Below are 22,685 nucleotides of genomic sequence, written 5' to 3'. Positions count from 1 at the left end.
CGTGCAGACTGGATGAAACGCGTGCGATTCTAAACCATCGCGGGAAACGATAAACCCCGCAACAGGCAATTCATTATCGTTGTTTCCGCAATATTCCCGTCTGCACGATGATGCGGCGAATAACGGCGACAAAACTATCCGGCTTTCGCATCCGAGGCGCAATCTACGGGCTGGCGCCCACAGAAGAAGCGGCGCCGCAATACTGTTTATATAAAGCCGCAATAATCCCGGCATTGCGTGTTGTGAATTTCGCTAACGCTTTATTTTGACGTTTTTACATTTCCTGTGTGCGCCTTTAGGCTCTCGTTCGTTACGAATTACCACACGCAGGAGAACAGAAGAATGAAGCCCACTGCCCTCTCGATACTGTCGCTGGCCGCTCTCGCCACGGCCGCCAGCGCCGCACACGCACAAACGAGTGTCACGCTGTACGGCACGATCGACACGGGGATCACATATGTCCATAACGCCTCGGGGAACAACAGCCTGTGGTCGCTCGGCAATACCAGCGCGGGCAATCTGTCAGGCACGCGCTGGGGCCTGAAGGGCAGCGAAGACCTCGGCGCAGGCATGAAGGCCATCTTCCAACTCGAAAGCGGCTTTGATCCGAACACTGGCAAGATGGGCCAGGGCAGCCGGCTGTTCGGCCGTCAGGCATTCGTCGGTCTTTCGCAAGATCAATACGGCTCCATTACGCTCGGCCGCCAATACGATCCGCTGATCGACCTCGTGCAAGGCATCACCGCCGACAACTACTTCGGCAGCGCATTTGCAACGGCAGGCGACGTCGACAACTACGACAACAGCTTCCGTGTGAACAACGCGGTCAAGTACACATCGCCCGTATTTGCGGGCCTGCAGTTCGAAGCCATGTATTCGTTCGGCGGCGTCGCGGGCAGCACCGGTTCGGAGCAGTCGTATTCGGGCGCAGTCGCGTACAACAACGGGCCCATCGGTCTCGCGGCAGGCTACTACTACACGACCAACAGCCCGGCATCGCAGGGCCTTCGCACGACGTGGAACAGCACGTCCGACGGCACCTTCGACGGCCCCGTCAACCTCGGCTATCAGACGGCGCACTCGATCGGCATTGCACGCGTGGCGGGCCAGTACACGGCGGGCCCGTTCACGTTCGGCCTCGGCTATAGCAACGCGCAGTATCGGCGAGACGACAGCTCCGTGTTCGGCTCGAACGAACGCTACAACACAGGCCAGGGTTTCGTGAACTATCAGGCTGCGCCCGCAATCCTGCTCGGCGTCGGCTACAGCTACACGCACTCGAACGGCGACACGTCGGCCACCTATCACCAGGTGTCGCTCGGCGCGGACTACACGCTGTCAAAGCGCACCGACCTGTACATGACGGCCGCTTACCAGCACGCCGGCGGCCAGACGCGCGACGCCACCACGAACACCGTCGCCGACGCGCAGGCGTCGATCGGTTCATATGGCTACGCAGGCACGAGCCATCAGGAGATGGTCAACCTGGGCATTCGCCACAAGTTCTAGCGCGCGCTTCCACCTGCACGGCGATTTGGGATCTGCATGCGCACGCGCGCCCGTTCCAGATCGCCGTTTTTCTTTGTACGGCCGCTTCGATAATGGCTCAATCAATTTGTCGATAATGGATCTTTCTACAGGCCATTATCGACCGTAGTCTTCGGGTGTGGGCTGCACGGCCCGGCATACACGGAGATCATCGATGAAGAGAACAGTCTTTCTGGCAGGCGCAGCAGGCGCAATCGGCAGCGCACTGGTGCCGCTGCTGGTCGAGGCGGGCTACACCGTCTACGGCAGCACACGCCGCCCCGAGCGCGCGGCGCAGATCGAGCGGGCGGGTGCGACGCCCGTCATCGTCGACGTATTCGACGCGCAAGCGTTGAAGGACGCACTGCTGCGTATCGAACCCGCCGCCGTGATCCATCAGTTGACGGACCTGCCGCCCGCGCTCGACCCCGCGCGCATGCCGCAAGCCATCGCTCGCAATGCGCGGATACGCGACGAAGGCACGCGCAATCTGCTCGCCGCCGCGCTGGCGGCAGGCAGCAAGCGTTTCGTCGCGCAAAGCATCGCGTGGGCCTATCGCGAGGGCACGCAACCGTACGAAGAAACCCAGCCGCTCGATACGGACGCCGAGGGCAGCCGGCTCGTCACGGTGCGCGGCGTCGCATCGCTCGAAACACAGGTGCTGACCGCGCCGCTAATCGGCACAGTGCTGCGATACGGGCAACTGTATGGTCCCGGCACCGGCTCCGAGCATGCAAGAGGCGCGAGCCCGGTTCATGTCGATGCAGCCGCACACGCCGCCGTGCTCGCACTAAAACATGCGCGAGCCGGTGCGTTCAATATCGCCGAGGACAATGCCGTTGTATCGACCGGCAAGGCCAGGCGCGAACTCGGCTGGTCGGCGCTCTGGCGGCGCACCGCTGCCGTTGCGACGAGCACGGCAAGATGAACGCCGCCCGTCCGTTCGCGAGCGCGTCTGCACGGCATGCGCGCACGTTGACGACCGTCGCCGCCCTCGCGCTCACACCGCTCGCGATGCTGCCGACGCGCCCCGCCATGCAATGGCTCGACGCAATCTGCAGCACACCGTTGCACAGCGTTGCATCGTCGCCGGGCGCAGCAGCACAACGCCCCACGTCGACATCGCATACGCTCTCATGCGAGCCGCTCGCGAACGCGCCCGGCAAATCCGTGACGACCGTCGTGGTGGATTTTCCGCCACACGCTTTCACGGGCGCGCACCGCCACCCGGGATCGGTCACCGCCTACGTCATATCGGGCACGCTGCGCTCCGCATTGAACGGCGGCCCGGCCATCGACTATCGAAGCGGCCAGACGTGGTTCGAGCCGCCCGGCACGCTGCACGACTACGTCGAGAACACGGACCCCGCGCGGCCCGCCAAACTGCTTGCCGTTTTCGTCACCGATACGAACTGCGGGCCGCTCGTGCTGCCGCCGTGATCCACGCGCGGCGGACCTCACGTTTTGTAGAGCATGGCCTGCAGCACGCGAGCAAGGGTTCGCGCACCCGCGTCGATATCGTCGACGCCGATGCTGGCGAATCCGAGCACCAACCCTGCGGGCGCCGCATGCCCGACCGCATACGACGACAACGGGCGCGTCTCGATGCCTGCTTGCGCGGCAACGCGCGCAGCGAGCGCATCGTCCGCGCCTACGGGCAGGAACGCGGGCGCATCGAGCCCGGCAACGATGGGGGGCAGCGCGAGCAGCCCCGTCCAATGCCGGCGTGCCGCTTCGCGCAGCGCCTCGGCACGCTCGCCATACAGTTCGCGCATGCGCCGCACATGACGGCCCACATGCCCTTCCGCGATGAACGCGTGCAGCGTCGCCTGCTGATCGAGGGGCACGTGCCGTCCTGTCAGCGACCATGCGGCGACAAACGGCTCGACGAGCCGCTCGGGCAGCACCGCATACGCGATACGCAGTGCCGGAAACAGCAGCTTGCTGAACGTCCCGCAATAGATCACATGACCGGCGTTATCCAGGCTTTTCAACGCCGCGAGCGGGCGCCCTTCGAAGCGATACTCGCTGTCGTAGTCGTCCTCGATCACGAGCGCGCCACGTGTGTGCGCCCAGTCGAGCAGCGCGAGCCGCCTCTCGAGCGATAGCGCCGGGCCCAGCGGCGCCTGACGTCCGGCCGTCACATACGCGAGTCTCGCAGCGGGCGCGAGCCGCTGCCCCTCGGCCACGTCGATGCCGTGCGCGTCGACGGGAACAGCGGCGATGCGCGCACCCGCCGCTTCGAGCACGAGCCGCGCGCCCTGATAACCCGGATCTTCCATCCATGCGGCGTCGCCGGGGTCGAGCCACAGACGCGCGGCAAGATCGATCACCTGCTGTGCGCTGCCAACAATGGCTACATGGTCCGCTGCACACGCGATGCCGCGCGTCACGCGAACGTGCTCGGCGATGACTTCGCGCAACGGACGATAGCCTTGCGCTTCGCCGTCGGCGAGCATCGAGCGGTTCAGGAGCCGCGAACGGCGCGCCGCGACGCGCGCCCACAACGCGAAGGGAAACGACTGCAAGTCGGGTTGGCTCGGTCGAAACGCGCGCGAGGGAAACGAGCGGCCGTCGACGGCGAACGCGCTGCGCGCCAACAAGCGCCCGCGCGCGGAAAGGCCGATCTCTGCCTTCGCCGTGTCGCGCGCCCCTGCCTTGCGGCGCGCGAGCCGCGGCGCCTCGGACGCGGGTGCAGCGTCGAAACGTCCATCAGGCAATTCGCTGGCGACAAAACTGCCCCGCCCGACGGCACCCGACAGATAGCCTTCCGCCGCGAGCTGCGCAAATACGCCCAGCACCGTGCCGCGCGAGACGCCATGACGCGCGGCGAGATCGCGCGTGGCGGGCAGGCGCGCGCCCGGCCCGAGCCGTCCCTGCAGAATCGCCGCGCGCAATTCGCCGTAGAGCCAGCGCTGTAGCGCCATGCCGTCGGGACGCTCGTTCAGCGCAAGGTCGATTTCGGTCGCACGCCGCATGGTCTTGCTCCGTAAATGGCTCAGCACCTGAACGAAAATTCGCGGACTCGATCAGGCCAATTCCCGCGATTATGCCTGCTCGCTCATCATGGGAACGCTCCGCCGCTCAGTTGATACACTGACACGGCCCGCGCACGCCCGCCGTGTCGCTTGTGCGCCCGGGCCTGCGTATTGCTTACAATGGCTGCCCCTATCGATGGCACGCCGACCGCGGCACAAGACGTCATGAAACTTCCCCTCAATCCGCAACGCACATCGCCCAACCGCGTCTACCCGCCGGGGACGCCGGGGCTGCACGGTCTGACGTCGGTGATCACGTTCGTCGTCGTGGTGTGCGGACTGTACTTCGCACGCGAAGTGCTGATTCCAATCACGCTTGCGGTGCTGCTGAGCTTTCTGCTCGCGCCGCTCGTCGGGCTGCTGAGGCGTCTGCACTTCGGTCAGTTGCCGTCGATCTTCGTCGCCGTGCTCACCGCCGTCGTCGCGCTGCTCGCGGTCAGCACGCTGATCGGCGCGCAGGTCGCGCAACTTGCAGGCTCCTTGCCGCAATACCAGGCGGCCATCGAGCGCAAGGTCGAGACTGTGCAAGAGAAGACGGTCGGACGCGCCGATGCGCTGCTCTCGCGCGCCGCCACCGCTCTCGCGCGCGTCGCGCCGGAACGCCCGGCGCCCGCGCACGAAGCCGGCCGCTCGCAGAAACCGACCGTCGCCGCGCCCTTGCCCGTCGAAGTGCACGAGCCGATTCCGTCGCCGCTGCAGCTCGCGCAGCGCGTGTTCTCGCCCGTGGTCGGGCCGCTCGAAACGATGTTCATCGTGCTCGTCGTGACGATCTTCATTCTGCTGCAGCGCGAGGATCTGCGCGATCGACTGATACGTCTGTTCGGCGCACGCGACCTGCACCGCACGACCACCGCCATCAACGACGCCGCCAGCCGGCTGTCGCGCTACTTCGTCGCGCAACTCGGCGTGAACCTGGGCGCGGGCGCGACAATCGCAATCGGTCTCGCGATCATCGGGGTGCCAGGCGCGTTGCTGTTCGGCGTGCTGACGGCGCTGCTGCGCTTCGTGCCGTACATCGGCACGTGGATCGCGGGGCTGCTCGCCGTGATTCTCGCGGCCGCGATCCAGCCGCAATGGACGATGGCCGTGTGGACGATCGTGCTGTTCGTGTCCATCGACGTCGTCGCGGGCCAGGTCGTCGAGCCCTTGTTGTATGGACATAGTTCGGGGCTGTCGCCCCTCGCTGTCGTCGTCGCGGCGATTTTCTGGAGCTGGCTGTGGGGGCCGATCGGCCTCGTGCTGTCGACCCCGCTCACGCTCTGCCTCGTCACGCTCGGCCGTTACGCGGAGCGCCTGAAATTCCTGACCGTGCTGCTCGGCGACCAGCCCGCGCTGACACCTGCGCAGAACTTCTATCAGCGGCTGCTCGCCGACGATCCGCACGAGGCCATCGTGCAGGCGGACCGTTTCCTCAGAGACATGCCGCTCACCCGCTATTACGACGACGTCGCCCGCGAAGGCCTGCGGCTTGCGCGTAACGACACGCTCCGCGGCGTGTTCGCGCCCGAGCAGCTCGCGCGCATGAACGAAACGCTGCTCGATATCGTCGAGAATCTCGAACATGTCGAAGGCATGCCGGGGGACGAGCCCGATCCGAACGCACCCGATGCGCTGCCCGCTCTCGCGCCCGACGACGCCGCGCGGCAACAACTCGTATGCGTGGCGGGCCGAGGCGCGTTCGACGAGGTGACGACTGCCATCGCCGTGCAATTGCTGACTCGGCGTGGCTTCTCTCCCGTCACCGCGAACTACGCGCAGTTCCGGCGCGGCCAGGCCGATACGTTGGGCTCAGACGGCGCGGCCATCGTCTGCGTGGTCACACTCGATGCGCCCGAAGCGCCGCCGTATCTGCGCAATCTGCTGCGCCGCATCCGCGAACGTGCGCCCGGCGCACATCTGATCGTCGGCATTGGCGGGCAGTCGGAGCGGGTCGACGAGGTGGGCGCATTGACTGACACGAACAACGCCAATGGATTCAGCGACCTCGTCAATCAATGCGTGCAGGCGGCCGTCGCGCGCTCCACGCCGCTTGTCGAGCCGACGCCGCGCGGCGTCGACGCGTGAGCGCACGCGGCCACTTTCGGCACGAATGCATCATCCGCTTCATACGTTCGGCGCGTCTTCGTTCGTGAAGCATCGATTATCTGCGCCTTCGCACAGCAAAGCGTCCATGCAGTGATAAGCTGAATGAAAGCGCGTGCGACGTCGCATGCAAGGCGACATGCGCTTTCTTCCGTTCCTTCCGTTTCCTTCCGCTTCGTTCCATTGCCGCCGGGAGGCTCATGTCAGCGACCGTCCCTAAGTGCAGGCAGCAGATCCGGCTGTGCACCGTGCACGACGGCGCGCGCATCGCGTATGCGACGTGTGGCAGCGGACCGCCCATCGTCAAGGCCGCGAACTGGCTCAGCCACCTGGAGTTCGATCTCGCGAGCCCCGTATGGAGCCACATGATCGCGGAGATGTGCCGCGAGCACACGCTGATCCGTTACGATCAACGCGGTTGCGGGCTGTCGGATCACGACGTCGACGACATTTCGTTCGACGCATGGAAGCACGACCTGATTGCCGTGATCGATGCAAGCGGTGTCGACCGCTTCGTGCTGCTCGGCATTTCGCAAGGCGCATCGATTGCCATTACGTACGCCGTCGCATTTCCGGAACGCGTCTCGCATCTGATCCTGCACGGAGGCTACGCGCGTGGACGGCTTGTCCGCTCGCGCACCGAGCAGGCGCGCGACGAAGCGCAGACGCTCGCCAAGCTCGCCGAGATTGGCTGGGGCCAGCACAATCCCGCTTTCCGTCAGTTTTTCACGACGCAGTTCATACCGGGCGGCACGCCGCAACAGCATCACTGGTTCAACGAACTCGAACGCATCTCCACGACGCCGCACAACGCCGCGCGCATCATGCGCGTCTTCAACCACATCGACGTGGTCGATCTGCTGCCGCATGTGCAGTGCCCGACGCTCGTGCTGCATGCGGTGCGCGACGCACGCGTGCCATTCGAAGAGAGCCGGCTGCTCGCGAGCCTGATTCCCAACGCGCGCTTCGTGCCGCTCGAAAGCGACAACCATCTGCCGCTCGAATGCGAAAGCGCATGGCAGCGGTGGCGCGATGAAGTGCGCGCGTTCTTGCCGCCTGCACGACACATCGACCCTGTGTTTTCAGCGCTTACTCGACGCGAGCGCGAGATCGTCGAACTGATCGCGGGCGGCCGCGACAATGCGCAGATCGCCGCGCGGCTCGGCTTGTCGGAAAAGACGGTGCGCAATCACATCACCAACATCTTCGCCAAGCTCGAAGTGGAAAGCCGCGCCCAGGCCATCGTGCTCGCGCGCAAGGCGGGCTTCGACGCGCCCGCTGCATAACGGGGCACATGTCCCGGTTTTTCGCCGCTTTGTGCGGTGCGAATCGCGCGTATCGGGACTCGCGTCTCATGCCCGGTAACCAGCCGGTCCGCACACTCTGCATCAGCGTTTCGCTTCGGCTTGCAGCATGGCACGGCGTAGCGCTTTCAGTCGGCGCCGTCTCTGCTCGTTCTCTTTTCGGCGCTTCCCACTGCCATTCCCATTGCCTCATCGCAAGCACAGCCCACTTCAGCTTTAGCGCCGGGGCCGAAGTCCAAGGAGTTCTAAGATGCAAGCTGTAGAGTACTCACTGCCTTCCCATCGTTACGCCAGATGCATCGAAGTGTCCAAGCGGATCCGCTGGGACATCGACCACGACGTGATCCGCGGCCGCACATTCGACATCAATCAGAAGTTCCTGCCCGACGGCCTTTCGCAGGTCTACCGGCTGCCGTTTCTTAACGAGGCCGAACGCCGCTTCTATTCGCAGGTTCAAGGCCGCACGTATGCCAACATGTTCAAACTCGTCGAACGTTTCATCGGTGCGAAGATGCTTGAACTGGGACGCGATCACGCGCTGGGCGACCAGATCGCACTCGAAGCCGTCGTGCGGCTCACCGACGAAGAACTGAAGCATCAGGAACTGTTCCGCCGCATCGAACTGCTCGCGGGCGCCGACATGCCGGCCGGCTATCGCTTCCTGCCCGATGCCGACGATATCGCCGCGTTCGTGCTGGGCAAATCGACGTGGTCGATTCTCGCGCTGACGTGTTTCATCGAAATCTTTTCGCAGGTGCATTACCGTCAGAGCATCGAGGCGGACGACACGCTCTCGCCGCTCTTCAAGGACGTGTTCATGTACCACTGGAAAGAAGAGTCGCAACACGCGATCATCGACGAACTCGAATGGATGCGCGAGGACGCAAAGGTCGGCAAGCGCGAGCGCGATGCGGCCGTCGACGACCTGATCGCGCTGGTGGCGGGCGTCGACGGCGTGGTGCAGACGCAGGCAAAGGAGGATGCCAGGTACTTCCTCGATCACGTGGGCCGCACGCTGCTGCCCGAGGACGTCGCCCAGGTGCAGGCAGCCATGCTCGATGCGTATCGCTGGCAGTACATCGTGTCGGGCGTCGAAGAGCCGCGCTTCCGGTCGCTGCTCACAAGCGTGATCGACGACGAGCAAGGCGCGCGCATCTTCGCTGCGCTGGCGCCGATCATGACGCCGACCCTGAACCGGCCGACGCTGCCGCTCGCCTGAGCACGTGCAGCGGCTCATCAACGGCGAGTGCCACTGCGCACTCGCCGTTTTTTTACGTGGTGCCTGCCCGATGCGTCCCGTCACTTGCTCACCGCAGCCGATGTGCGACACTACCTGCGAAAATGCGCGCGACACAGGTCGCGCTGCTGCAAAGGGCATATGAAGGTTCCCTACCGATACCTGTCCGCGATGGTCGTCAATCTCGCGCTGCCGTGGCTCGCGTACCGCATCGCGCTGCCGCACTGGGGCACGACGGGTGCCCTCGCGGCATCGGCGGCGCCGCTGGTCGCGTGGATCGCATTGGACATGTATCGCTCGCGGCACTTCGACGCGCTGAGTGCGGTCGTGCTGGCGGGTATCCTGCCGCTGCTCGCCTGGGCGATGATCGATCGCAGCGAACCCCGGCGTGCGCTGGAAGACCCGATGGTGTCGGGGGTCATCGGCGTTTCGTTCCTGCTGTCGCTGCCATTGCGCAAGCCGATGGTTTATTACCTCGCGCGCTCGACGGTATCGCGGGAATCTCGCGAAGGCGTGCAGGCGTTCGAGCGCCATTATCGCGAGCGCCCGGAACTCGTCGCCATGATTCGCCAGATGACGGTCATCTGGGGCATCGGTCTCACGGCTGAAAATGTCGCGCGTTATTGGGTGGTGTCGACGTTGCGCGACGTGGCACTGGGCGAGCAGATATCAACGGTGCTGCGCTGGAGCATCTATGGCTCGCTCACGCTCTGGACGATCTGGACGCGCCGCCGCATGAAACGCATCGACGCAGCGAGAAAAATGGAGTCTGCATGAAAGACACGATGTTGCTTACCGATGTCCGCATGCCGGACGGCGTGCGCGTCGATGTCGCGATCGCCGAGGGCCGCATCGCTGCGATCGGTCCCGATTTGCAGGTCAAACATGAGGTGGCGCGCGAGCACGGCAACGGTGCGTTGCTGCTGCCCGGTTTTGTAGAAGGCCATACGCATCTCGACAAGACCATGTGGGGCATGCGCTGGTATCGCAACGAAGTGGGACCCACGCTCACCGATCGCATCGACAACGAGCGGCGCTTTCGAGCGCAGAGCGGACACGACGCGGCGGCGGCATCGCTTGCGTTGGCGCACGCGTTCCTGCAAATGGGCACCACGCGTTTGCGCACGCACGTCGATATCGACACGGATGCGGGGCTCAAGCACCTCGAAGGCGTACTGACGACACGCGACGCGCTCGGCGACGTCCTCGACATGCAGACCGTTGCGTTTCCACAGTCGGGCATGCTCATCCGTGAGGGCACCATCGCGTTGCTCGACGATGCATTGCGTGCGGGCGCCGACGTGCTCGGCGCGCTGGACCCAGCGCTGATCGACGGCGATCCCGTCGCTTCGCTGAACGCCACCTTCGATCTCGCCTCGCGCCATCACAAGCCGATCGATATTCATCTGCACGAGCCCGCCGAAATCGGCGGTTTCACATTGAAGCTGCTGCTCGACCGTGTCGAAGCGCTCGGCATGCAGGGACGCGTCGTGATCAGCCATGCGTTCTGTCTCGGCGCGCTGGCACCGCGCGAGCGCGATCCGCTGCTCGAACGGCTCGCACGACTCGACGTCGCGTTGCTCACGACGGCGCCCGCCTCCGTTACCGTGCCGCCGCTAGCCGCGTGCATCGAAAAAGGTGTCACGCTGTTCGGCGGCAACGACGGCATCCGCGACACCTGGAATCCGTTTGGCTCGCCCGACATGCTGGAGCGCGCGGCGCAGATCGCGATGCGCTACGACCTGCGCCGCGACGATGCGATCGCCGTCGCGTTCGATTGCGTGAGCCACGCCGCCGCTCGCGGTTGCCAGTTCACCGACTACGGCCTGCATGTGGGCGCACGTGCCGATCTCGTCCTCGTCGATGCGGAAACCGTCGCGCATGCCGTTGCGGCGCGGCCCGTGCGCCAGCTGGTGGTGGCGAACGGACGCGTTGTTGCGCGTCACGGAAGGCTGGCCGACACGCTCTGATCCCGTCTCTCGCATGCACGCCACAGACAAAAAAAACCTGCGCGTGAACAATGCCGGGGCCGTGTGATCGCGTCCATAAGCAGTCTGGCAGCAAGTGCCGTTTTTCAGTCGGCGCACAGCGCCCCGGCCGCATGTTCGACGGACGGCTTGTCATGCCATCCGGTCTTGCGTTCTGCGAGCGGCTTGCCGCGCGCGAACTCGACGCAAGACTTCGCGAGGACGTCGGCCGGATCGACGAACTGCGCCGTGCGGCCGTGACGCGTCACAGTGATGGCTTGCGGGAACAGCAGCGGCAACTCCGTGCATGCGAGCAGGATGATCTCGACCTGCTGGAGCAAAAGGCTTTCCACGGCGGCGATGATGTCGTCGACGCATTCGCCGCTCGTGAAACCGGCCTTCACGCCACGCGCGCCGTAGATCGCATTCGTCACGCGCGCCTGCATCGCGGGCGGCGGCAACACTTCTGCGAGGCCGCGCGCTTCGAGCGCCTCGCGATAGACGCCGCTGGCAATCGTGCCGTCGGTGGCCAGCAGGCCGATGCGAAGCACCGAAGGGAAGGTCGCGCGCAGAAAATCGGCGGTCACGCTCATCATATTGACGATGGGAATCCGCAATCGCGCTTCGATGGGTGCGATGAACGCATGCGCGGTATTGCACGGAATCGCGATCAGATTCGCGCCGCCGTCTTCGAGCTTTCTGCATGTCGCGTACAACGCGAGCGTCGGATCCGGGCCCTTGCCCGTCAGGCAATCGGTGCGATCGGGAATTTGCGGATTCTGTTCGACGATGACCTTGATGTGATCCTGATCGCGCACGGCGGGCGTATTGCGCACGACCTTATGCATGAAGTCGGCGGTCGCGGCGGGCCCTACGCCACCGACCACGCCGAGCCTGAACGGCCTTGCCGGCCGATGAAAGTCCGCATCGAGCAGATGGTGCGCATATACCGAAAAGGAATCGATCAAGGGCACGGCCAGATCGCCGATACGCCTCAGCGACAACGCGCTGTCCGTACTGCCCGGCAGCAGCACATCGACGCCTTGCCCGATCAGCGATTCGCATGCGGCGCGTAGTGCGCCAGCGCCGCTTGCGCCGATACTGACGACGTCCATGCCGGCGCGCTCCCCGTAGGGCGCGAAAAGACGGCGCTTCCACAGCACGGGCGACGTCACGACGCCGACGCGGCGCGCTAGCGGAAAGCGTTGCCGGATATGCGCGAACAACGCAGCGATCATGTCGACGATCGCGATGTTTGCGTTCTGCTGCAACGCGTCGATGAAGAGATGGCTTTCAAAACATGGCAGCGCCACGGCGGACACACCGCGTTGCTCGAAATCGCGAATCGCATCGAATATGCGTAGTTGATGTTCCGCCGAACCCGCCATGCAGGCATCGGGAGCGCTACGCTCACCATTCGACATCCGCTCGATCACGATATCCAGTGAATGAGACGTTCGTGACGCGGCATTCGCGTCATGTATTTTGCGCAGCACCTCGACGCTCGCGACACGCGCTGCGCCGCCGACCACGCCTAGCGCACGCCGTCCCATCACACGCGATGTATTCATAGTCCCTCGCTTGCAATCTTATTGCTTTCGGTCTCGTTGCCTTCGGTCTTATCGGAAGCGCAAATCCCAATGGCATCCACCGGCGCGCGCCGCGCGCCTGCATCGGGTCCGATATTGGGGTGCCGCTCAGAATACAAATCCGAATAGCGATTTATATCGCATCAATAAAACATAAGGTCACCCCATCAACAGCGCCCGCTTATTCCCATTCTGTTTATTCCAGTTCTTTAGCGCGCGGCAATTGCCTTCTTCGCGATGGTTAACCCTGGAAGGCACCGCTTGTCGATTCACGCGGATTGCTGCAGTTAAGGACGGTATGGAGCGTGCGCCGGCTCTGGAAGGTTTCGGGCCCATCCCTTGCTGAAAGGGCAGCCTTGGTAAAGCACGCAATACAACGAGGACTGCACGGGACCAGTCCAATAAGGAGCCTCTCTCAATGGCAACCAGAAGCCCGCACGACAGTGACGACGAGTTGCAATGGCGGCCCGTCGGTACGCACATGACAGACAACCGGCGCGTGCTGGTGGTCGACGATTACGCCGATGCCGCCGACGCGCTGCAACTGCTGCTCTTCGCGAACGGCTTCGAGTGCCGCGCGATGCATGGCGCCGAAGACGTCTGCGAACTCGCGTCCGAATGGCAGCCTTTCGCCGTTGTGCTCGACATCGCAATGCCGGGTGTCGACGGACTGGAGCTCGCGCGCCGCCTGCGCGCGAACCCGTCCACCTCGCATATGTTGCTGATCGCGTGCACGGGCTACGCCTCGCACCACGACCGCGAACGGGCGCGCGAAGCGGGCTTCGACGCGCATTGCGCGAAGCCGCTCACGCCGCAACGTCTGCTGGAACTGCTGAAGCGGGCCACCTCCGACGACGCGTAGCACGCTTGTAATTCATACACGCCCCGCCGCGCACCGCGAGCCGGTTCATGCCGGGAAAGACTGATCGCGCCATTCGTCGCGTCGTGTGCGAGGGGCGCAGCGGGGCGAGGCACGCGAACTGCTACCACATCGTCAGTCCTTGCCGCTCAAGGGTTTCGCTCCGCGAACGGCGACGGCGCAGCGCCGAGGGAGGAGCGCGTCGAAGGACCTTGCGTTGACAGACAGGAGAACGACGATGCATAGAAGAAAATTCATATTGAGCACCAGTGCCGCGCTCGCCGCAGGCGGCCTTGCGCTTTCGGGCTGCACGATGACGGGCACGCATTCCTCGACGAACGCGAGCAACGCGGACAAGCGCCGCGCCATCGATTCGAGTGTCGACGAAACGCTCTCGCGGCTCTACACGACGGCCCACGGCTCGCGCGAACTCGCGTCGAAAGCACGTGGCGTGCTGGTGTTCCCGTCGGTCATGCAAGCGGGGTTCTGGATCGGCGGGCAATACGGCCAGGGCGCGCTGCGCGTCGGCGGGCAAACGGTGGGTTACTACAGCACCGCGGCAGGGTCGTTCGGCTTGCAGATCGGCGCTCAGTCAAAGGGCGTGGTCTTCCTGTTCATGACGCAGGACGCGCTGGATCAGTTCCGTAACAGCAACGGCTGGTCGGTCGGCGGCGATGCGACCGTCGCACTCGTGAAGGTGGGCGCGAACGGCAACATCGACACCACGACTGCAACGAAGCCGGTGCAGGCATTCGTGTTGACCAACGCGGGTCTGATGGCGGGCGTGTCGCTCGAAGGCGCGAAGATTTCGCGGCTGGATATCTGAGCGTCTAGCGTGTTCGTACCTGGGCGCGCACCACGCGCGTCCTGCCGATCAAGCTCGCTATTCGCACCGCGACCGATGGGCCGTATGGCGCGCTGTGTAAAACCCGCCGTTTTTCCGGCGGGTTTTACATCCGTGCGAAAGTCATCATGTGTCGCTTTGCGCATTCACCAAGTTGACGCATTTCATCTCCTATAGTGCTTCATGCACGGTAGCCAGGCTTCGCCCAAAGATAGGAAGAAACCGGGAGCCGCGCCGTAGCCGGCATCCTGCGCATGCGGCGTCCTGGCACAGCGCTTGCTGCTCGTCGAAGCCGTCCGTCCCTCGCCTCTTGCCGACCCGATCCGCCTCACGGATTGCGCCAGCCATTTTGCGGCGGCTTCTCAAGCGTCTCTACTGATCTACTCTTTTCACCGGGAGTTATAACCTTGACGCTGAACGTCCTTCTCGTCGCCTCCGAGGCGATGCCGCTGGCGAAGTCCGGCGGTTTGGGCGATATGGTGAGTGCGTACGCCGCCGCGTTGCGCGATGCTGGCGTCGATTCGACCATTCTGTTGCCTGCCTACCCGACGGCGCTGGAACGCGCCGTCGGCATCACGCCCATTTGCCGCATCGGCGGGCTGCCGGGTGGCGACGCGCGGCTGTTGCGCGCGCACATGCCCGAGACGGGCGTGCCTGTCCTTTTGCTGCAAATGGACCATCTGTTCAAGCGCGACAATCTGTATCAGGACGAACAGGGTCGCGATTATCCCGACAACGCGATCCGCTTCGCGTCGTTGTCCGCCGCGGCCGCGCGTATCGCACGCGGCGTGCGCGGCGTGCGCAAGCCCGACATCGTCCACGCGCACGACTGGCACACGGGTCTCACGCCGCTGCTGATGAAGCTCTCGGGTGTCGCGGCGAAAAGTGTGTTCACCGTGCACAACCTCGCGTTTCAGGGCAACTATCCGCTCGCGCTCGGCAGCTGGATGGGCGTGCCGCCCGAGTTGCTCGCACCTGCGCTGACGGACCCGCACAGCATCGAGTTTTATGGCGCGCTCAGCATGATGAAAGCGGGCATCGTGCACGCGCATCGGGTCGTGACCGTCAGCGAGAACTACGCGCGTGAAATTCTCACGCCGCATTTCGGGCATCTGATGGAAGGCGTGCTGCAGGCGTGCTCGCACAAACTGTCGGGCATCACCAACGGCATCGACGTCGACATGTGGAATCCCGCCGCCGATCCGCTGATCGCACGCCCCTATTGCGCCGACGACGTGCGCGGCAAGCAGGCCTGCAAGCGCGAGCTGCAGCAGACTTTCGGCGTCAACGTCGACCCCTTCGCGCCGCTCGTCGCGATCGGCAGCCGCTTGACCTCGCAAAAGCTCGCGGATGTGGTGGCCGAAGCGCTGCCCGCGATGCTCGCTCGCCACCCGCGGCTCCAGGTCGCCATTCTCGGCAAGGGCGAGGCCTGGCTGGAAGCCGCGATGCGCGATCTCGCCGCTGCGTGGCCGCAGCGTGTCGGCGTGCACATCGGCTATGACGAGCAGCGCGCGCACATGCTGCATGCGGGCGCCGATCTGCTGCTGCACGCGAGCCGTTTCGAGCCATGTGGTCTCACGCAGCTCTATGCGCTGCGTTACGGCACGATTCCCGTCGCGTCGCGCGTCGGCGGACTGCGCGATACGATCGTCGATTACACACCGGAGCGCTCGCCCGAACTCGGCCTGCCGGAAGACGGCGCAACGGGTTTTCTGTTCGATGGCGAAACGGCCGACGACATCGCGGCCGCGTTGCAACGCGCGCTGGATGCGTTCATGCGGCCTTCCTCGTGGCACGCGCTGCAGCGCAATGCGATGCAAGGCGACTTCAGCTGGCGCAAGCCGGTGCAGTCGTATCTGGAACTCTATCGCACCTTGACGGATGCACGTCCGGCGCAGCCGCGCGTCGATGTCGAACGCATTGCGGCCAGTTCGGCGCAGCGCCGCGTGAATAGGAGAACTGCCGTGGGCAATGCAGCGAATGCTCAGGCGGCATGGGGCAATGCGCTAGCCGCGCAGGAGAGCGTGGCGCGCAGCGCGTGACGAACGCACGACCCGCGCACTCGCTGCAAAGTCGAACGAAACCCGCGAACGAAACCCGCGAACGAATCCCCAATAAGCAGCAAACGGGAACGGACCTCTTCATCAGAAGCGGTCCGCTTTGCTTTCTACCTGCTTCCTCTCAGGTCCGCCCACTCGCCGCCGAAAGCCTCACTCACGTCATTCCGTTAGCCGCTCTTCCAGCCGCTGAAAAATCCGCTTCGTCTCGCCCTTCGCGTGCAACGCGAAGAGCAGCAACGAGCGCCCCGTCACCTGATACGCCTCGCCCGATTCGAATTCGGGCAACTCGTCACGGTCCGGTGCGTTCGTGTCGATCATGCAACTCCATTGATCGCTGCCCGGAATTTCGGGCAGCGTGAAATCGACGACATCGTGATACGCATTGACGACGAGCAGCAGCGTCGCATCGGAAGCCGGACGCCGGATGCCGCTCGCCTGCGCGCGTCCGTCTATCACGAGGCCGAAGCAGCGCATCGCGGTATCGGCCCATTGCTCGTCCGTCAACTCGACGCCTGCCGGACTCAGCCACTTCACGTCCTTGACGCCCATGTCCTCGCGCATCTCACCCGTGAGAAAGCGATTGCGCCGCAGCACGGGCAGCGCATGACGCAATGTGGTCAGCTTGCGCACGAACTCGGCGAGCGCGCGGCCGTGGTCGTCGAGCCCCTCCCAGTCGACCCAGCTGATCTCGTTGTCCTGGCAATACGCGTTGTTGTTGCCCTTCTGCGTGCGGCCGAATTCGTCGCCCGCGAGCATCATGGGCGTGCCTTGCGAAAACAGCAGCGTCGCGAGCAGATTGCGCTTCTGCCGTTCGCGTAACGCAATCACGTCGGGATCGTCGGTCGGCCCTTCGACGCCGCAATTCCACGAGCGATTGTCGCTATGGCCGTCGTTGTTGTCCTCGCCGTTCGCCTCGTTGTGACGCTCGTTGTACGTCACGAGATCGTTCAACGTGAACCCGTCATGCGCGGTGATGAAGTTCACGCTCGCCCACGGCCGTCTGCCGCGCCGGTTGAAAAAGTCGCCCGAAGCCGTCATACGCGTCGCGAGGTCGGCCGCACAGGCTTCGTCGCCTTTCCAGAACGAGCGCACGGTATCGCGAAAGCGATCGTTCCATTCAGCCCAGCCTGGCGGGAAACCGCCCACCTGATAGCCGCCCGGTCCGCAATCCCACGGCTCGGCGATCAGCTTCACACTGGAGATGATGGGGTCCTGGCGGCAACTGTCGAGAAAGCCGCCGCCCTCATCGAAACCATAGGGCTCGCGTCCAAGGATGGTGGCCAGATCGAAGCGGAAGCCGTCGACGTTCATCTCCGTCACCCAGTAGCGCAGGCTGTCCGTGACCATCTGCAGCACGCGCGGATGCGACAGGTTCAGCGTATTGCCCGTGCCCGTGTCGTTGATGTAATAGCGTGGTTCGTCGGGCATCAGCCGGTAGTACGACGCGTTGTCGATGCCGCGAAACGACAGCGTCGGTCCGCGCTCATTGCCCTCCGCCGTATGGTTGTACACGACGTCGAGGATCAGTTCGAGACCGGCATCGTGCAGCCGGTCGATCATCTCCTTGAATTCGGCGACCGCACCGGGGCCGCGTGCGAAGTAGCGCGGATCGGCCGCGAAAAAACCGATCGTGTTGTACCCCCAGTAGTTCGTCAGCCCTTTGTCTAGCAGATATTGATCGTTGACGAACGAGTGCACGGGCAGCAGTTCGATCGTCGTCGCGCCGATGCGCCGGATATGGTCGATCACCGGCTTTTGCGCGAGGCCGTCGAAGGTGCCGCGCATGGCTTCGGGCACGCCGGGATGCAGCTTCGTGTAACCGCGCACATGCGTCTCGTAGACGATCGTGCGGTCCCACGGCACGCGGATGCGCGTCGGATGCGTCCAGTTGAAGGTTTGGTCGACCACCTGACACTTCGGCATGAAAGCCGCGCTGTCCCGTTCGTCGAACGTGAGGTCGTCTTCGTTTTCGAGCATATAGCCGAACAACGACGGATCCCAGCGCAACGACCCGACATGCGCCTTCGCGTACGGATCGAGTAGCAGCTTGTTCGGATTGAAGCGATGACCCGCCTCGGGTTCATAGGGACCATGCACGCGATAGCCGTACACGGTACCCGGCTTCAGACCCGCCACATGCACGTGCCACACTTCGTCGGTGTACTCGGGCAACTCGATGCGCTCGAGTTCCTTCTCGCCTTTCTCGTCGAACAGACAAAGTTCGACTTTCGTTGCATGCGCAGAGAAGAGCGCAAAGTTGACGCCTTTGCCGTCCCAGGTCGCGCCGAGCGGAAACGGCAAGCCCTCGGTGATGCGGGAATCGGTTGGCATGATTGTGGTTCCTCGGGCGGATGAGCTTGAACAGGTCTGCACTGACAACAGGCAGGCCCGATAGGCGGCGCAATGGCGTGTACGAGGAGCAATCGTTGTGCCCAACATCCGACGATCAGCCGCTTCGCGCGCACTCGTCATGTCACGCGCATACGAGGCGACCGGAAAGACGGGAACGGAAAAATCGACAGCGCGATGCGCCTAAACTTACAACGGCGCGCCCGCTCAACGCCGAGCGCGTCGGCTTTCCGGCAGGGCCGTTCACGCGCTCTGCTCCCGGACGCACGATGTGCGCCACCTCGCCAGAAACCCCGCCACGTCTGGCGGCAGCACATCCGCTTGCGGGTGCCGGAAAGCCAGCGGAAAGGCGCGAATTCATGCGTTGCACACCTGGTGCGCGACTTCGCGTCAATTGGCACGGCTCATGCATGCCGCGTAACCAATTCACCATCACGATCGCCTGCACCCGTTAGCCGGCTGCGCGAGCAGAAGTTTGCCTGCACACATGGACTCGAACGCCTTATCGGACAGCCACCTTCCCACCATCCTGCTCATCGACGACGAGCCGGACCTTCTCATCGCGTGGGCTCTCCTGCTCGAACTGGAGGGCTTTCACGTGCTCACTGCCTTCGAGCCTCGCCAGGGTGTCGAACTCGCGCAGCGCGTACACCCTGCCCTTGTGATCACAGATCTGATGATGCCCGGCATGGACGGCGCCGAAGTATGCCGCATTCTCAAGAGCGACCCCGGCCTCGACGGCATGCCCGTAATCCTGTGGAGCGCGTCGCCTGAGATTCCTGGCGATCTCGATTGCGAAGCCACACTGCACAAGCCCGTCGCACGCGAGACCCTGCTAGGTCAGGTCGATCTGCTGCTGCGCCGGCCGCATGGCGCAGCCGGCACGCTGCACAGTGCGGGCGACGCGCCGCTTAACTGAACCCACACCGATCCAGGCTCGCGAATGTCGCGCTAGCTGCTCGACGCGCCGAGCGCGTTCGGCGTGCCGGCGTCGGCGCTGCCTTGAATCGTCTGCATCGCTGCAATCAAAACCAGAAGGCGATCAAACGCGTCCCTCGCGCCATCGCATGCGCGCGCGGTTTCGCGCGGCGTACGCACGCTGCGGCGCATCGCCTCAAGTTGCGCAATGAAGGATCGGCGAGATCCCGCTGAATCAAGGGTGTACACGCGATGGGCGGCAACGCCTGCCGCGGGCCGTCGTCGAAACGCGCGCAAGCCATCGCTCGAGCGGTGCGAGCCACGCCGCAATCAGTTGCGGATGCAATCGATAATCATGCAGCGCGGGCGCGTGCGCCGCAAGCGGCATCGCCGAGTCGATGAGCGCGTGACGGCTGCCCGTCGCGATGCGCAGCGCGGCGAGTATGTCGAGATCAAACGTGGAAAGCGAAGGAGACACCCAGGTTTCCAGTGCTGAGCGAGGGTCCGCTCATTTCTAATGGTTTCGCGCGAAACGGGAGGCACACGACGCGGTGACGAAATGCAAACGCCGCTCGCAGAACGAAACGGGCCGCGTCGAAACGCGGCCCTGCGAGCTGGGCTCGTCTGCTTGTTCGCTCCCTGCAATCGAACCGCCGGGCGGCTCTACTCTATGCGCCGCCTGATCAGTGATGCTTGCGATTTTCGCGCGCGATGTCCTTCGCAGCCTCCTTGCCATCGCCATAGGACTTTTGCATTTCGCCAGCGCCTTGCTGCAGGTCGCCCTTCAGTTCCTGGCTACGATTGCCTGTGGCCTTGCCGACGGTCTCATTGACCTTGCCCTTCATTTTTTCGGCGGTGCCCTTCACTTGATCCTTGTTCATGGCTGACTCCGTCTGGTTACGCCGACGCACGGTTGCGTCAGTCGACCAGAATCGAGCATCCGCCGTGCCTGGCGCACCCGCCTCGCGCACCTTCAACCGACTGCCGCCGCGCGGGCCTCGAGCGTGCGCAGTTGTTCATCGAGCTTGCGCGCCCGCGTCCGTTGCGACGGCACCAGTTGCGCCGCCACCACCGCGTTGAGCCGGTTGCGCCAGTATGAAAGCGGCAAGCGATGTTCCGCGGAGAGATGGCCCAGCACCCGCTCAAGATGCTGGAGCTCGCTTTCCAGCTGATAGTTGTCCATGGTGGTCTCCGTTGTGTCTCGTTCCCGTCGGGAGATCGATACGTCGGCGCAGGCGTGTTCGAAACGGCCGCGCATGCGCTGGCCGTATCCAGCACTCGCCATACCTGATATCCGCCCGCATCGCCTGAGGGTCGACACGACTGTCCGGAGTAGTCACACTAGACGTAAGGACGTTCGCGCATCCATTTGGTCATGATCCATTTCTCGCCGTTCGTGACGGGCGCGCCGCCATGCAGCGTCAGCGGATCGAGCTGCCGGTGACCGTTCAGATAGCGGAAGTAGATCGCGCCGCCTTGCCGTGCCATCACCGCGAGCCCCGCATTCGGGAAGACCGTTTCCCCGCCGCCCGCCACATCGCTCAGGTAGACGATCAGCGTCGCGACGCGCTGACCGCCGCGCGACGTATGCAGCACGCTGCCGCTCTGACTGGGCGGAAAATAATCGAAGTGCGGACGGTATTCGCCACCCTTCGTGTAATGCAGAATCTGCAACCCTTCACCGTGTTCGAGCGGCCAGTTCATCAAGGCCGAAATGCGGCGGTCCAGACGTTCGATGAACGCGTCTTCGCAGCGCTGGAACCAGAAGCCTTCGCTGGTGCGCAACTGGATCACGTCTTCGCGGCCGCTCTCCGGATTGACGGTGGTCGAGCGCTTCAGCCGATGGCGCGCGCGTTCGATCAACTCGTCGCATTCGTCGCGCGACAGCACGTCGTCGAACACGATTACTTGCGGACGCTCGAAGCGCACGCGCACCGCCACGTCGCGGTCGTGCGCGCGCACGATGTTGCCCGCCGCGACGGGACAGGCATCGTAGTCGTAAGCCCCCGCCTCGTCTGGTGGCGTTTCGATGACGGCAGCCTCCGCGCCCGTGTTCGACGCCGCGCGGCGCACGATCTCGCGTGCCGCGTCCTTGTCGAAGCCTGCCTGCACCATTGCGTCGACCATCGATTCCGGCGTACATCCGCGGCCCACGTTCGTCGTGAGCCATTGCTGCCATGCCGCGTCCATTTCGCGCATCACACCCTCGCTGCCCGGTTCACGTGCCCGGGTGACGTCCTGCTTCATGCCGCGCTTCATGCCGCGCTTCTGCAGCGCGCTTGCAATGCGCGAGCAGCGTTCATGCCGCTCGCGCGCGCCATGCGGCGAGCCCGCGTTTCGCCTGTTCGCGAATGGCGCCCTGCACGAACGGCGTCCAGCCGAGCAGCGCGCCCTTCGCGCCCAACGCCTGACCCGCCCAGCGCCACAGATCGAAACGGTCGCGGTGTTCGACGATCAGACCGTCGCGGAACACGAAGCGCGCGTCGATCTGATTGACGACGGCCCTGCCCGTCTGGCTGAACACATAACTCGCCACCCAGTGCGCGCTGCCGTGCCCGTCGTCGGCGGCGACATGACTGAAGGCGAGCGTGAACTCCTGCGCGCGCGACACCAGCATGCGCCACATGTCGCTCACTTCGTCTCCATGCAGCTGCGTGAACACGGGATCGCTGAACGTCACGTCGGGCGCGTAGCACGCGGCCATCGTGTCGACGTCGCGCCGCTGGAACGCCTCGTAGAATCGTTCGATCAGTGCCGCATTCGGATGAGTCATGTCGGCCTTGTGTGCCCCGCTGTTGCCTGCCTGCAAGGGCCGCCGCAAGCACGTCCAATGCGGCGGCCGCGATCGCGTCCGATTTTGCCGCGCATGCCAGAACGTCAGCGCGATTCAGGCAAGGTACAACACGCGCAC

20 protein-coding genes are annotated in these 22,685 nt (G+C 64.2%); 12 read left to right on the top strand and 8 right to left on the bottom strand.

The window, feature by feature from the left end; all coding sequences use genetic code 11:
- Positions 1 to 342: 342 nt before the first annotated feature.
- The 3 genes from BPHY_RS26765 (at position 343) to BPHY_RS26755 (ending at position 2,967) form a co-directional block, all read left to right on the top strand.
- Complete coding sequence (locus BPHY_RS26765; protein WP_012404590.1) at positions 343 to 1,509, top strand: porin; 1,167 nt, start codon at positions 343 to 345, stop codon at positions 1,507 to 1,509.
- A gap of 193 nt (positions 1,510 to 1,702) precedes the next feature.
- Positions 1,703 to 2,455 (top strand): NAD-dependent epimerase/dehydratase family protein, encoded by a 753-nt coding sequence (locus BPHY_RS26760; protein WP_012404589.1) that lies wholly within the window; start codon positions 1,703 to 1,705, stop codon positions 2,453 to 2,455.
- Entirely contained in the window at positions 2,452 to 2,967 is a 516-nt protein-coding gene (locus BPHY_RS26755) for a cupin domain-containing protein (RefSeq protein WP_012404588.1), read from the top strand. The genes BPHY_RS26760 and BPHY_RS26755 overlap by 4 nt, the downstream gene beginning before the upstream one ends.
- Before the next feature lie 17 nt (positions 2,968 to 2,984).
- Here BPHY_RS26755 and pdxR read toward each other — a convergent pair whose 3' ends face one another.
- Positions 2,985 to 4,505 carry a MocR-like pyridoxine biosynthesis transcription factor PdxR gene (gene pdxR / locus BPHY_RS26750; protein ID WP_012404587.1) on the bottom strand — a complete coding sequence of 507 codons (1,521 nt, stop codon included), beginning with the start codon at positions 4,503 to 4,505 and terminating at the stop codon, positions 2,985 to 2,987.
- A gap of 225 nt (positions 4,506 to 4,730) precedes the next feature.
- Between pdxR and BPHY_RS26745 the strand changes: the two genes are divergently transcribed.
- From BPHY_RS26745 to BPHY_RS26725, 5 genes are all read left to right on the top strand, one after another.
- Positions 4,731 to 6,629, top strand: a complete 1,899-nt coding sequence (locus tag BPHY_RS26745) for an AI-2E family transporter (RefSeq protein ID WP_041765441.1) — start codon at positions 4,731 to 4,733, stop codon at positions 6,627 to 6,629.
- 218 nt (positions 6,630 to 6,847) lie between these two features.
- A complete protein-coding gene (locus BPHY_RS43910; RefSeq protein WP_012404585.1) occupies positions 6,848 to 7,933 on the top strand; it encodes an alpha/beta fold hydrolase in 1,086 nt (361 codons plus the stop codon).
- A 268-nt stretch (positions 7,934 to 8,201) separates the two neighbouring features.
- Entirely contained in the window at positions 8,202 to 9,170 is a 969-nt protein-coding gene (locus BPHY_RS26735) for a hypothetical protein (protein ID WP_012404584.1), read from the top strand.
- A gap of 159 nt (positions 9,171 to 9,329) precedes the next feature.
- On the top strand, positions 9,330 to 9,965 hold the full coding sequence (locus BPHY_RS26730; RefSeq protein WP_012404583.1) for a VC0807 family protein: 636 nt from the start codon (positions 9,330 to 9,332) through the stop codon (positions 9,963 to 9,965).
- Positions 9,962 to 11,158: an amidohydrolase family protein gene (locus tag BPHY_RS26725; protein ID WP_012404582.1), complete on the top strand. Its 1,197-nt coding sequence runs from the start codon at positions 9,962 to 9,964 to the stop codon at positions 11,156 to 11,158. The genes BPHY_RS26730 and BPHY_RS26725 overlap by 4 nt, the downstream gene beginning before the upstream one ends.
- Before the next feature lie 104 nt (positions 11,159 to 11,262).
- Here BPHY_RS26725 and cuyB read toward each other — a convergent pair whose 3' ends face one another.
- Positions 11,263 to 12,726 carry a cysteate racemase gene (gene cuyB, locus BPHY_RS26720; protein WP_012404581.1) on the bottom strand — a complete coding sequence of 488 codons (1,464 nt, stop codon included), beginning with the start codon at positions 12,724 to 12,726 and terminating at the stop codon, positions 11,263 to 11,265.
- A 436-nt stretch (positions 12,727 to 13,162) separates the two neighbouring features.
- On the opposite strand from cuyB, the gene BPHY_RS26715 reads away from it, so the two are divergent.
- The 3 genes from BPHY_RS26715 (at position 13,163) to glgA (ending at position 16,489) form a co-directional block, all read left to right on the top strand.
- Positions 13,163 to 13,606: a response regulator gene (locus BPHY_RS26715; RefSeq protein ID WP_012404580.1), complete on the top strand. Its 444-nt coding sequence runs from the start codon at positions 13,163 to 13,165 to the stop codon at positions 13,604 to 13,606.
- Positions 13,607 to 13,841: 235 nt separating this feature from the next.
- Positions 13,842 to 14,429, top strand: coding sequence for a BPSL1445 family SYLF domain-containing lipoprotein (locus tag BPHY_RS26710; protein WP_012404579.1), 588 nt, complete (start codon positions 13,842 to 13,844; stop codon positions 14,427 to 14,429).
- 425 nt (positions 14,430 to 14,854) lie between these two features.
- Positions 14,855 to 16,489 (top strand): glycogen synthase GlgA, encoded by a 1,635-nt coding sequence (gene glgA, locus BPHY_RS26705; protein ID WP_012404578.1) that lies wholly within the window; start codon positions 14,855 to 14,857, stop codon positions 16,487 to 16,489.
- A gap of 177 nt (positions 16,490 to 16,666) precedes the next feature.
- Here the strand turns inward: glgA and glgX are convergent, their stop codons facing one another.
- The gene (glgX, locus tag BPHY_RS26700) at positions 16,667 to 18,838 is read right to left on the bottom strand and encodes a glycogen debranching protein GlgX (protein ID WP_012404577.1); all 2,172 of its coding nucleotides are present in this window, start codon (positions 18,836 to 18,838) and stop codon (positions 16,667 to 16,669) included.
- A gap of 505 nt (positions 18,839 to 19,343) precedes the next feature.
- On the opposite strand from glgX, the gene BPHY_RS26695 reads away from it, so the two are divergent.
- Positions 19,344 to 19,775, top strand: coding sequence for a response regulator (locus BPHY_RS26695; protein ID WP_012404575.1), 432 nt, complete (start codon positions 19,344 to 19,346; stop codon positions 19,773 to 19,775).
- A 234-nt stretch (positions 19,776 to 20,009) separates the two neighbouring features.
- On the opposite strand, the gene BPHY_RS26690 is transcribed toward BPHY_RS26695, so the two are convergent.
- From BPHY_RS26690 to BPHY_RS26670, 5 genes are all read right to left on the bottom strand, one after another.
- Positions 20,010 to 20,252, bottom strand: coding sequence for a heme oxygenase-like domain-containing protein (locus BPHY_RS26690; RefSeq protein WP_012404574.1), 243 nt, complete (start codon positions 20,250 to 20,252; stop codon positions 20,010 to 20,012).
- Between the two features lie 205 nt (positions 20,253 to 20,457).
- Positions 20,458 to 20,655, bottom strand: a complete 198-nt coding sequence (locus BPHY_RS26685; protein ID WP_012404573.1) for a CsbD family protein — start codon at positions 20,653 to 20,655, stop codon at positions 20,458 to 20,460.
- Between the two features lie 92 nt (positions 20,656 to 20,747).
- Positions 20,748 to 20,957, bottom strand: coding sequence for a hypothetical protein (locus tag BPHY_RS26680; protein ID WP_012404572.1), 210 nt, complete (start codon positions 20,955 to 20,957; stop codon positions 20,748 to 20,750).
- A 158-nt stretch (positions 20,958 to 21,115) separates the two neighbouring features.
- Positions 21,116 to 21,973, bottom strand: a complete 858-nt coding sequence (locus BPHY_RS26675) for a 2OG-Fe(II) oxygenase (protein ID WP_041765439.1) — start codon at positions 21,971 to 21,973, stop codon at positions 21,116 to 21,118.
- Positions 21,974 to 22,073: 100 nt separating this feature from the next.
- Positions 22,074 to 22,547 carry a nuclear transport factor 2 family protein gene (locus tag BPHY_RS26670; RefSeq protein WP_012404570.1) on the bottom strand — a complete coding sequence of 158 codons (474 nt, stop codon included), beginning with the start codon at positions 22,545 to 22,547 and terminating at the stop codon, positions 22,074 to 22,076.
- Between the last annotated feature and the right edge of the window lie 138 nt (positions 22,548 to 22,685).

Origin of the sequence: Paraburkholderia phymatum STM815, assembly GCF_000020045.1 — a bacterium.
GTDB lineage: Bacteria > Pseudomonadota > Gammaproteobacteria > Burkholderiales > Burkholderiaceae > Paraburkholderia > Paraburkholderia phymatum.
Note: the sequence above shows the minus strand (reverse complement) of the source record. Positions and strands in the feature narration are given on the sequence as shown.